Below are 12,303 nucleotides of genomic sequence, written 5' to 3'. Positions count from 1 at the left end.
AAAAAGGAGCGAATCAGCAGTTGGTTCTTACTTTTTCGCTCCTCCTTTCTTTTTATGTTTACTTTTTGAAATTAAATTTCTTCTTTTTGAATGAGTTCTGTACGAATTTCCTGTGGTGCCAATAGTCCTGAATGGACTGGGTATGGGCGTTCCAACAAGTCAAGAATAGTTTGTTGTTTTTCAGACACACGGATATTTTCTTGACTCATGTTGTAGTAACGAAGGACATAACCTTCTTCATTCTCAGCCACCTTAAAGGCTGTTGGGCAGACTTGTGGCAAGTTCAGTGCCGGATGGTTAAAGAGGCTACCCGTTGCTGCAACGCTACCCTCTTGTTTTGCAACTTGAAGAGCTGTAAATGGCACCTGGAAGGCTTTGGCACGACGGAAAGCTGAGAAGCGTTCCCCTGCTTGGTGGCATTCTACTGCAAATTCAACTTCGATATCACGCAAGCACTGAGCTTCCGGCGTTGGGAAGTAACCCCAGTCACCGAGTTCGCCTGAAGCACGAAGAAGGGTTACAGCCATGGTGTCATCTCCAAGAATTTCATACTCGTGCAATCCTTTATTGGATACTGTCACTCCTTTAACATCATCATACAAGCTGACAAAAGCTTGTTGGTGTTGTGGATTTTCAGGATTTTCCCAAGAAGCTGCTGGTTTATTTGGTCTTGTCACAACTTCATAGATGCTTTCAGAAGCATTGCTTGGACGAGTGTTATGAGTTTTCACCAAGAGACGGATGCGGTGATCCTTGGCTGTGTTGGTAAAGCGAGTCTTGAAGCGAATCTGTGGATTGTCCACAAAGACGGTCATCTCAGTTTCAAGAGGAATAGTTGTCAACTCTTCTGAACGACCTGCGTCTCGTTTCATAAACTCAATAATGCCTCTTTGCTCCGCATCCAATTTTTCATCTGCGCTAACTGGAATAGTCAAGTCATGTTTGAGCAATACCTTAGCATAGCGAGCATTGTTTTCTAGGACATCGTATCCCTTCAATTGAGCATAGATTGGATCAGTTCCTTTTGGTTGGAAGTAAATGTACTCGTTACCAATATCTCCACGGTCCTCGAATTGGATGAAATCTTCGTAAGCTTCGTTTGTAGTCTTGTCATAGACTGTGATTCCTTCATCTACACTGACAGTTACGAATGGTGTATCAATGACTCCATTTTGATAAATACCATCTCGGTAATCTACTTGACCTTCAACCAATTGGAAACTTGCCCAAGAAAGAGGAGCAAGGTGGACTGGGATTGTCACGCGCACTTGGCGTGCAATATATGGTTGGCGGAATTTATCCTTAGGCAAAGTATAGCCAAAACTTGCTCCCAAGTCTTCAATCTTGGCTTCAAGGACATGGCCATCCAAATCTTCAACATGGTAATCTGGCAAGGTCACGGCTGCCATTTTCTTGTAACCTTCAGTCGGATGCAATTCTTTAAAATCACAAGTCACAACATCCACTACAACACTGACTGTATCAACCTTGTCATGTAAAGCTGTGTTGACAACGGTAAAGAGGTGGTCGCTTTGCGCATTTTGAGTAGCTAATTTACCCTTCCATTCGTTAAGAAGATTAGTCTTAACAAAATTCCCGACTTGATTAACCTTTGCAAAACGAGTTTCCATTTCACGGTGAACTTCGTCAATACTACAGCCACAGATACTATCGTGCGGTGCATTTTGCAGAAGTACTTTCCAAGCATAGGTCAATTGATCCTTGTGGTTGTGTCCACCAGTGATAATGGTTAATGGTTCTACTACTTGCTCCAACAAATTGCTATTTTCTTGGAAGGCTTGTTTGAGGTAAACACGTGAAGAAGAGGTATTGGCAAGGGTGTACCAGCCATCCGTTTCCTGGCTAGTCAACTCACCTGTGACCGTTGTTAATTGTTCAGGAAGGGCACTTTCCAGTGCTTGAACATATTCGTCAAATGAGCTATGAATAAAGGTCACGTCAGGGAAGAGTTCGTTGGCCACACGAATGGCTTCGCTAATATTTCTCTGTACAGGCTGGTGGTCACAGCCGTTCATCATCAACCATTGGTTGGTCGATGCATAGTCACGGACATCTGCTAATTTTTTCTTCCAGAAAACCAAGGCTTCGTCTTTATCCACTGGAATTTCATTCCCGTTACTGTACCAGTTAGCAAAAAGAATGCCTAGTACACGGCTACCATCAGCCCCTTGCCAGTACATCTCAGAAAATTGAGAGGTAAACTGTTCATCTTCAAGGACTTGGTTATCAAATCCGATTGGCTTGACACCGCGACCAAAGGCTGCGACGTGAATACCTGATTTTTGAAGGATTTGAGGAGCCTGCCCCATATTTCCAAAGGTGTCTGGGAAGTAACCAATTTGAGTAGATTTGCCCCATTTAGCACATTCCGCTTGTCCAATCAAGGTATTGCGGACGTTAGCTTCACTGGAAATTAAGTAATCATCCTGCAAGATATAGAAGGGACCAATCTTGAGTTTGCCTTCGTCGATATAACGCTGCACCTTGTCACGGTTTTCAGGGCGAATTTCTAAATAGTCGTCAAGGACAATGGTTTGTCCATCCAAGTGGAAGCTCTTGAACTCGGGATCATTTTCAAAAAGATCAAACAGATTGTCAAAAAGTTCCACCAATTGCATACGGTGACTTTCAAAAGGTAGATACCACTCACGATCCCAGTGACTGTGAGAGATGATATGTACAACAACATTTTCCATGAGTAAAACCTCATTCTAACTTAAATTTAAAAATATATTTGTGATTCTTTCCTAGAATCAGTTGAGCGAAAACGTGCTCCTTATACTCAATGAAAATCAAAGAGCAAACTAGGAAGCTAGCCGCAGGCTGTACTTGAGTACGGCAAGGTGAAGCTGACGTGGTTTGAATTTGATTTTCGAAGAGTATTAGCGAATATCTAGGTAATCCAAGACCAATTCGCAGAACATCATGTTGGCCCATGAGAACCATTCACGAGAGTAGAGAGTCGGATCATCTACGTGGAAGCTTTCGTGCATAACACCTGTTCCGCCATCGCAGGCAACTAGTTGGTCTAGCAAGTATTTTTTCTCAGCTTTATCTGTAGCTGTTAAGCCTTGAATTGATAGGGCAATCGGCCAGATATAACGATAGAAGGTATGAGAGCTTCCGAGACCGCTAGCGTATTCTCCTTGGTAGAAGTATGGATTTTCAGGGCTGAGAATGGTGCGACGAGTTGCTTGATAGACCTCATCGTTCACATCACAGTAACCAAGATATGGAGCAGCTAACAAACTTGGTACGTTAGGGTCATCCATGATGCTAGCATTTCCTAAACCGTCCACTTCAAAGGCATAGATCTTCTCGTCCTTGCTGTTAGTCGTGTAGGCGTAATTTTCGATTCCTTCTTGAATCTCAGTATGCAGGCGTTTAGCATCAGCAATGATGCTTTCACTATCAGCTAGATTCAATTCTGCAAAGATTTCCTGGACATAACCTAAGACAACCACTGCAAACATATTAGATGGAATCAAGTAGCTATACTGACAGCAGTCATCGCTTGGACGAAAGGCTGACCAGGTCATTCCTGTCACGGCAAAGTCAGGACCAAAGCCATCATTAACCAAAGTGTCTTCCTTACGATCGGTATCACGGACGAAACGGTAAGGTGAGTTATTGTGATCTTGCTCCACCGTCCAAAGATTAAGAATCTCCTTGGTCGCTGTAACAAAAGTTTCATCAAACTGGCTAGTCTCACCAGTTTCCTTCCAAAGAAGGTAAGCCAATTGCAAGGGATAGCAAAGCGAATCTACTTCATACTTGCGTTCCCAAATCCAGCCATTGAGGTCTGTATGGTCTGTCTCGTGATGACCCTTCCAGTTCTCCTCAATATTGAAAGAGTTAGCATAGGGATCCTTGAGAATCAAAGTCATCTGGCGTTTAACCAAACCAGCAATAGTCTGGCGCAAACGAGGGTCTCTTTTTGCCACATGAAGGTATGGTCTAAGCTGAGCAGTCGAGTCCCGAAGCCACATAGCTGGGATATCCCCAGTCAGCACAAAGGTCGAGCCGTCTTCTAAAATTTCAACTGTATTGTCTAAAGTGTCTGTATAGCAACGCTCAAAAACATCCACCCATTCAGGATGTCCCTTGGCTCTCTCCGCTACCTCATCTAGCCACTCTCTGACAATTTCTTTAGAATAAACCATAAACTATTTTGCCTCTTTCAAACAAATTTTCATTTTCAGTATATAGCTTTTAGCCCAGAAAATATATACACAAATGTTAGTCATTATTCTACAAAATTGTTATATTTTGAAGTCATTTTCTAAAAGTATCCTTTTTCTGATATAATGTAGAAAACTACAGAAGGAAATCGCTATGAAACCTATACTTGAAACCATAGATACGCGTTTTGGGACAGCCAGTAAACATGCATTTTCACGAGGAAACACCCTACCATACACTGGAGTGCCTTTTGGGATGAGTTACTTTGTTCCACAAACGAGTGACCAGGAAGGGTCTTGGTTTTTTGATCCCCATCTTCCCATATTTCAGGGTATTCGACTAACCCACCAGCCTAGTCCTTGGATTGGCGATTATTCTTGGTTGCTACTGACTCCTATTACAGGAGAAATCAGTGGCGACACCCTCTTCCATCGTCAGTCTTCTTATAACCTTGATCGTGCTATTTTCAATCCCCATTATCTCAGAATTTTTTCTGAGCGTTATCAGATTGAAACCCAACTCACACCCACTTGCTATGGGGCTTCTATTCAACTAAGACAGATACAAGGCAAGAAACTCTCACTCTATCTGCATGCAGCAGATGATTTATCATTAGAGCAAGTAGATGAGCGTACTGTCAGCCTTGGTCAAAGCGGATTAACCGAAACCAACAAAAGTCCCCTCGTCATGTTTACTGCTCTCGCATTCTCTACGGATATTCTATCTATCTATCAAGTGGGGCAAGACTGGCGTATCGACTTGGCTGGAGCAGAAGCTCTAGTTCAACTAGCTACTTCTTTTATTTCTAAAGAACAGGCCCTCTTTAATCTGCCTAGAAAAGACTTTGAAGAAACGAAATCAGAGGCTAAAGCAAGTTGGGAAGACCTTCTAGGCCGTTTTGATGTCGTGGAAACCGGCCCTGTAGACCGAACATTTTTTGATCATTGTCTATACAGACTCTTTCTTTTTCCACAAACCTTCTATGAGGTAAATGAGCAAGGCGAGACTATTCATATAGACCTTGCTTCAGGGACTATCAAACCAGGGCTATTCTTTACCAACAATGGTTTTTGGGATACCTTCCGCACTTCATTCCCACTCTTTGCCTTGATTATTCCAGAGCACTATCGTCAGTTTCTTGAAGGTTTCCTCAATAGCTATAGAGATACCGGGTATCTCCCTAAGTGGCTGGCTCCTGACGAAAGAGGAATGATGCCTGGAACTTTGATTGATGGCCTCCTTGCAGATAGTGCCTGCAGGGATATGGCACCTGAGTTTGAAGAAGAATTTCTCAAAGCCATGATTGAAACTGCTACTAAGGCAGATCTAAAAGCTATCAACGGGCGACACGGCCTAAGCCAATACCAAAAACTGGGCTATTTATCCACAGACCTCCACGAAAGTGTCAGTCATACGCTAGATTATGCCTATAGCGATTTTTGTATCTCTACTTGTGCAGAAAAATTAGGTCAAGAAGAGCTAGCTCAAACCTATGCTCAATATTCTAAAAACTATCAAAACCTCTTTGATCCTGAGACAGGCTATATGAGGGCGCGTGATGTAGATGGCAACTTCCGTCCTGACTTTTCTCCCTATAGTTGGGGTCGTGACTACGCTGAGTGTTCAGCTATTCAAGCCAGTCTCGGTGTCTTACACGATATTTCTGGACTTAGCCAACTAATGGGTGGAAAAGAAGCCTTTAGCAACTATCTTTTGAAAGCTTGTCAAAGTCTCCCACTCTTTGAAACGACAGGCTATGGTTATGAAATACATGAGATGAGCGAGATGGCAACAGCACCATTTGGTCAACTAGCCATTTCCAACCAACCAAGTTTCCACATCCCCTATCTGTTCCGCTACAGTAATTATCCCCAATATACTAGTCTCTTAATCAAGACCCTCCGTCAAAAAGCCTTCCGAGCTAGCTGGGATGCTTATCCAGGCGATGAGGATAATGGTAGTCTATCGGCTTGGTATGTCTGGTCTGCTCTCGGACTTTACCCAACCTGCCCAGGGAAAGCAAGCTATGACCTTGGAATTCCGCTCTTTAATCACCTTCGTGTCTATCTGGCAGAAAAAAATCAGTGGTTGGATATTCGTACTCAACAAAATTATGAACACTTCCACTTTGTCCAAGACTGTCAACTGGACGGAAAAGAGAAACAAAGCATCAACCATCAGGAATTGCTCAATGCTAAGACACTTGACTTTACCCTCAGCTGGTTGCCAAAGCATTAATAGATCAAATCCCTTTGTCATGCACAAAGGGGTCTTCTTATCCATATAAATTTATCCACAAACTGTGAATAACCTTCAACCTTTTTTTGGAAAAGATTTTCAAGTTTTTCCAAAATATATTTCCAACCTAAGTTCATAGGATATACAAGAGAAGAAAGTCTATAAACCTTGTCCTAACAAGGTTTATAGACGATTGATTTATTTCCTATTCTATAAATTTAGTCTCTCTTTTTCCTATTAAAATTATAAAGAGACAGTTGTTGTTGATACCTTGAGTTATCCACAAGTTGTGGATAACCCTTTTCTAAACCAACAAGCCCTACTCCCTATTTGTTAGCTGTCCTCTACTTTTTTTATAGTAAATTTCAAATTTTGTTAGGCGCTTTCAAAAAAACATGATATACTAAAATTATCAGAAAAGGAGACATTATGAAAAAAGATCAACACCAACTTAATTGGCTGATGGTTTCTCTGATTGCTTTCAACATGGTTTGGGGGCTAGGAAACGTCGTCAACAACTATTCTCAACAGGGTATTTCAGTAGTCGTATCTTGGGTTTTAATCCTCGCACTCTACTTTATCCCATATTCACTCATCGTCGGACAACTAGGCTCTACCTTTAAGGAAAGCGGAAGCGGTGTTAGTGAATGGGTTGAAAAAACATCAACCAAACGTCTAGCCTACTTCGCTGCTTGGACCTACTGGGTTGTTCACATTCCTTACCTCGCACAAAAACCTCAAGGAATCCTGATTCCGCTTGGATGGGCTTTGCAGGGTAATGGACAATTTCTAAAACAGATTGACTTCCACTGGATTGTTATTCTCTGCTTGCTAATCTTTGGACTTTTCCTCTACCTTTCTACAAAAGGATTGACAACACTGAAAGTCATCGGTAGCTTGGCAGGAAGTGCCATGTTGATTATGTCTTTACTCTTTGTGCTTTTGGCTGTCGGTCTGCCTTTCATTAAGCCAGACATCCAGTTTGCGACACCGCACATGGATCAACTGAGCACCTACATTCCAAACTTTGATTTTTCTTATTTCACAACGATCTCATTACTGGTATTTGCAGTTGGTGGTTGTGAAAAAATTTCCCCTTATGTGAATCAAACTCGTAATCCTGCAAAAGAATTTCCAAAAGGTATGATTGTCATGGCCATCATGGTAGGACTCTCTGCTATCCTTGGTTCAGTTGCCATGGGAATGCTATTTGATGGTAATAACATCCCTGAAGACCTCATGCGTAATGGTGCTTATCAAGCCTTCCAAATGTTAGGAAATTCTTGGGGAGTTGGAAATCTTTTCGTTGTGATTTACGCTCTTACAAATATGGTCGGACAAATCGCGGCACTTGCCTTCTCTATTGACGCACCATTACAAATCCTACTCAATAACGCTGACGAAAACTACATCCCAAGCTGGCTTCGTAAACGTACTGAAAAAGGTGTCCTCATTAACGGCTACCTCCTTACAGGCGTCCTCGTTAGCCTTATCATCATCCTTCCAATTTTTGGTATCCAAGAAATTGACGGACTTGTAAAATGGATGACCAACCTCAATTCTATCGTAATGCCAATGCGCTATCTCTGGGTATTCCTTGCCTATATGATGCTCAACCGTGCTTGGAAAACATACAAAAATGCGGAATACAAGTTTGTTAACAATCCTAAGCTTGGCTTCGTGATCGGTACTTGGTGCTTCCTCTTCACTGCCTTTGCTTGTATCCTAGGTATGGTTCCAAAAATTAGCTATGCTGAGAATCCAACTGCTTGGCAATTCTCTCTTCTTACAAACATCTTGACCCCAATTATTCTGATTGGTTTAGGTGTTATTCTACCAATCCTTGCAAAAAAAGAACAAAAGAAACAAATCAAATAAATCCTACTATTAGCTAGATAGTTTCACTTTTGTCTTTTCCTGAAAGAAAAATCCCTTTGAACCATAATGTTCAAGGGGATTCTTTTTGTCTAATAGTCTATTTTTTATTTGGCCTCATACCAAGTCACGCCTTCATTTTCATCAGCAATCAGTGGTACACTGAGTTGAATGGCTTCTTCCATGGTTTGTTTGACGAGTTTTTTAATAGCTACCAATTCTGACTTAGGCACTTCAAGAACAATTTCATCGTGTACTTGTAACAGCATCTTAGTTTGATAACCACCTGCAACCAAGGCCTTATCTAGCTGAATCATGGCGATTTTGAGAATATCTGCAGCCGATCCTTGAATAGGTGAGTTGATAGCTGTACGCTCTGCAAAACCACGAACGTTAAAGTTACGCGAATTGATATCTGGCAACTCACGACGACGTTTGAAGAGAGTCTCCACATAACCCTTATCACGCGCCTCACGAACGACTTCATCCATGTAATTTTTAATACCTGGGAAGCGTTCAAAGTAAGTGTCGATGTATGCTTTAGCCTCTTTACGGCTGATACCTAGGTTATTGGATAAACCGAAGTCTGAAATTCCGTAAACCACTCCAAAGTTGACAGCCTTGGCATTACGACGGTCGTTTGGAGTCACATCCTCGGGACGCTCAATTCCAAAGACACGCATGGCTGTCGAGGTATGGATATCAGCTCCCTCTTGGAAAGCCTTGATTAAGTGCTCATCTTTAGAGATATGCGCCAAAACTCGCAATTCAATCTGTGAGTAGTCAGAGCTAAGAAGGACACTATCCTCCCACTCTGGCACGAAAGCCTTACGAATGAGGCGGCCTTGTTCCAAACGAACAGGAATATTTTGCAAGTTTGGATCCACACTAGACAGACGCCCTGTCTGAGTCAAATCCTGCACATAGCGCGTGTGAATCTTGCCATCCACTAAAATCCAGTCCTGTAAACCAATCACATAAGTCGATTGAATTTTAGCAATCTGACGATAATCTAAAATTTTCTTGACGATTGGGGCAATAGGAGCTAAGCGCTCTAACACATCCACTGCTGTTGAGTAACCTGTCTTGGTTTTCTTGGTATATTCTATAGGGAGACCTAGCTTTTCAAAAAGTAGTTCGCCCAACTGCTTAGGCGAGTTGATGTTAAACTCCTCACCAGCCAATTCATAAATCTCTTGAGTCAGCTTTTCAACGACAACTTCATTTTCAGCCTGCATCTCAAGTAGGGTTTCTTTTTTAACCTTGATTCCAGCGATTTCCATCTTAGCAAGAACAAGGGCCAGAGGTTGCTCCATATCATAGAGGAGTTCTAATTGTCCGTTTTCACTTAACTTTTCAAGCAATACAGGCTCAATCTCAACCAGCACAGCAACCTTGCGAGCTAAGTGCTCCAAGAAGGTTTCTCTCTCAGGGATAGCTTTCTTGACCCCCTTACCGTAGAAGGTCTCATCATCAACCAAATAAGTTTGGCCGTAGAGACTAGCAATGGTTGAAATTTCATTATTCTCTACTGTAGAGAGAAGGTATTTGGCCAAGCGACTGTCAAAAGCAGGAGCCTGCAAGTCCAAGCCAAAACGATTTAAGAGAACTTTAGCTTTCTTAAAGTCATATACTTTCAGAGATGTTTTTTCTAGAAAATCCTTAAGAATCGGATCCTGCAGAAGTTCCAGCTTATCTGTAGCATAGAGCTTGTCTCCACAAGACCAAGCAAAACCAACCAAATCATCTGTATGGTAGTTTTCACCAAAAAGTTCAAAGTGAAAGATAGAGTCGGCACTCAGCATATCTTCAGTCACTTTGTCCACCATGGTGAAATTCAAAGCCTCAGATTGATTCGCCTGAGAAGCATTCAAGGCTTGTTTGAGCTGTTTAAAGCCCATCTCATCGTAGAATTTCCCAAGGTTTTCAATATCTGGACCGCTATAAACCAAATCATCTAGACTGATTTCAATTGGCGCTTTCGTATCAATGGTCGCTAGTGTTTTAGACAGAAAGGCTTGTTCCTTGTCATTGACAAGATTTTCCTTCATCTTGGAAGCCTTCATGCTGTCAATATTTTCATAAATACCTTCCAGCGATCCGTGTTCTAACAAGAGCTTGATCCCAGTCTTTTCACCAATCTTGGTTACACCAGGGATATTATCTGACTTATCCCCCATGAGTGCCTTAAGATCAATAAACTGAGCTGGTGTGATTCCCATCTTTTCCATGAGATATTCTGGTGTAAAGGCCTCAAACTCAGCCACACCTTTCTTAGAAATCTCAACTACTGTATGTTCATCCGTCAGCTGAATCAAGTCCTTGTCTCCACTAACGATCGTCACATCAAAAGAATCCTTTTCAGCCAAGCGACCAAGAGTTCCAATGATATCATCTGCCTCATACTGGGCTAATTCATAGTGGCGAATCCCAAGATGGTCTAGCATCTCACGAATGAAGGGGAATTGCTCACGAAACTCATCTGGAGTTTTAGCGCGACCACCCTTGTAGTCTGCATACATCTCTGTACGGAAAGTCGTTTTCCCCGCATCAAAAGCAACCAAAATGTGGCTTGGCTGGACACGTTCCAGTAGGTGATTTAGCATCAGATGAAATCCGTAGATTGCATTGGTATGTAGTCCATTGTCATTTTTAAAACGATCCAGTTGCTGGTAAAGTGCAAAAAATGCTCGAAAAGCAACTGAAGATCCATCAATCAATAATAATTTTTTCTTGTCCATACACCCATTATAAAGGAAAGCAGGGAAAAATACCATTGCTAAGAGTTAGATTCTTGGTGAAGGCTTATTGGGGTGATTCTTCCACTCGCGCACCATTGCTGTCAACTTGGAATCCATCGATAGTCGTATCTACTGCCAATTCTCCAGATGCGTTCACGTAATAATATTTCCCTGAAACTTGGAACCACTGACTAGCCTTCATAGCACCCGAGCTTTCGAGATAATACCAGATGCCCTTATCCTTTAACCATCCTGTCTGCATTTCTCCAGACGATTTCAGGTAATACCACTTGGAACCGTCTTTTAGCCAACCGGTTCTCATGGCACCACTTGTTTGGAAATAGTACCAACTACCGTTTATCTTTTTCCAACCAAGAGCCACTTTATCATTTTCATAGTAGTACCAGATTGTCCCCTGTTTTTCCCATCCATTCTTAGCAGTTGCTGTTTTAGCTATCTGGACATATCTGCGATTCCCAGTTCGGGATAGATAACTAATCCATTTATAGCCATCTTTTTCAAGAGTCTGATCGTAATGAACACTTTCTCCAGGATAGTAATAGTCAATAATCTCAGCCGCTTGTGATGGCTGGTTCATAATAGCAGCTTTTTCTGTAAAAACATGGGTTCCACTAGATACTAAAGTTGCCTGATGATTTCCTGTACTAGCCTGTCCGACATCTTTAAAATGAATGAAGCCAGTCATAGAGCTTGCCTTCACAATTCTACGATTGTACTTCTCTCTAATACCATAATTGTACTCCTCGATTTCAATCATGTCACCAAGGACATTGGATACCCAGGCTACGTGGCCATACTGTCCGCTTGCATCCCAAGCTATAGAGCCAATTGCTGGATGCTGATCGACACGATAGCCTTCTCTTTTAGCCCTATATCCCCATTGATTTGCATTTCCATACGCAGCTGGTAACTCAAAACCATTTACACTGCTAAGACGAAAGGCAGCAAATGAAGTACACTGTCTTGAGTACATTCGCCACTTATCAATTTCTTGACTTCCATTTTTATAATAATAGGGATAATCATCTCCTTGTGCCAGTGAGCCATTGTTTGCCTGATTGGCATGAACAGCTCCTCCACCAAACAAAAAAGCACCTGCTAACAGTAGGGAAGCTGTCCCTACTGTCGTTCTCTTAAGAAAAGTTCCCTTTTTACTATATGTCATTCATTCTCCTTCGAATAGATAAATTTTTGAGGTTGACCTCATTTATATCATTCGAAAGAA

6 protein-coding genes are annotated in these 12,303 nt (G+C 41.9%); 2 read left to right on the top strand and 4 right to left on the bottom strand.

What is annotated here, in order from left to right; genetic code table 11:
* Positions 1 to 71: 71 nt before the first annotated feature.
* Together K1I61_RS07275 and K1I61_RS07270 are read right to left on the bottom strand one after the other, a co-directional pair.
* Positions 72 to 2,717, bottom strand: a complete 2,646-nt coding sequence (locus K1I61_RS07275) for an alpha-mannosidase (protein WP_223334419.1) — start codon at positions 2,715 to 2,717, stop codon at positions 72 to 74.
* A 186-nt stretch (positions 2,718 to 2,903) separates the two neighbouring features.
* A complete protein-coding gene (locus tag K1I61_RS07270) occupies positions 2,904 to 4,184 on the bottom strand; it encodes a glycoside hydrolase family 125 protein (RefSeq protein WP_223334417.1) in 1,281 nt (426 codons plus the stop codon).
* A gap of 172 nt (positions 4,185 to 4,356) precedes the next feature.
* Between K1I61_RS07270 and K1I61_RS07265 the strand changes: the two genes are divergently transcribed.
* Together K1I61_RS07265 and K1I61_RS07260 are read left to right on the top strand one after the other, a co-directional pair.
* Positions 4,357 to 6,441 carry a GH92 family glycosyl hydrolase gene (locus tag K1I61_RS07265; RefSeq protein WP_223334416.1) on the top strand — a complete coding sequence of 695 codons (2,085 nt, stop codon included), beginning with the start codon at positions 4,357 to 4,359 and terminating at the stop codon, positions 6,439 to 6,441.
* 429 nt (positions 6,442 to 6,870) lie between these two features.
* The gene (locus tag K1I61_RS07260; protein ID WP_223334414.1) at positions 6,871 to 8,319 is read left to right on the top strand and encodes an APC family permease; all 1,449 of its coding nucleotides are present in this window, start codon (positions 6,871 to 6,873) and stop codon (positions 8,317 to 8,319) included.
* A gap of 104 nt (positions 8,320 to 8,423) precedes the next feature.
* Here K1I61_RS07260 and polA read toward each other — a convergent pair whose 3' ends face one another.
* Positions 8,424 to 11,057: a DNA polymerase I gene (polA, locus tag K1I61_RS07255; RefSeq protein ID WP_223334411.1), complete on the bottom strand. Its 2,634-nt coding sequence runs from the start codon at positions 11,055 to 11,057 to the stop codon at positions 8,424 to 8,426.
* Between the two features lie 64 nt (positions 11,058 to 11,121).
* Positions 11,122 to 12,243, bottom strand: coding sequence for an SH3 domain-containing protein (locus tag K1I61_RS07250; RefSeq protein WP_223334409.1), 1,122 nt, complete (start codon positions 12,241 to 12,243; stop codon positions 11,122 to 11,124).
* Between the last annotated feature and the right edge of the window lie 60 nt (positions 12,244 to 12,303).

Source organism: Streptococcus infantis (assembly GCF_019929665.1).
Taxonomy (GTDB): Bacteria; Bacillota; Bacilli; order Lactobacillales; family Streptococcaceae; genus Streptococcus; species Streptococcus infantis_H.
The sequence above is the reverse complement of the archived record's forward strand: the minus strand, read 5'-3'. Positions and strand labels throughout refer to the sequence as shown.

Bases quoted from the DNA above. Each gene is read 5' to 3' on its own strand.
- K1I61_RS07270 (WP_223334417.1), bottom strand. From the start codon at position 4,184: ATGGTTTATTCTAAAGAAATTGTCAGAGAGTGGCTAGATGAGGTAGCG.
- K1I61_RS07275 (WP_223334419.1), bottom strand. From the start codon at position 2,717: ATGGAAAATGTTGTTGTACATATCATCTCTCACAGTCACTGGGATCGT.
- K1I61_RS07250 (WP_223334409.1), bottom strand. From the start codon at position 12,243: ATGACATATAGTAAAAAGGGAACTTTTCTTAAGAGAACGACAGTAGGG.
- K1I61_RS07260 (WP_223334414.1), top strand. From the start codon at position 6,871: ATGAAAAAAGATCAACACCAACTTAATTGGCTGATGGTTTCTCTGATT.
- K1I61_RS07265 (WP_223334416.1), top strand. From the start codon at position 4,357: ATGAAACCTATACTTGAAACCATAGATACGCGTTTTGGGACAGCCAGT.
- polA (WP_223334411.1), bottom strand. From the start codon at position 11,057: ATGGACAAGAAAAAATTATTATTGATTGATGGATCTTCAGTTGCTTTT.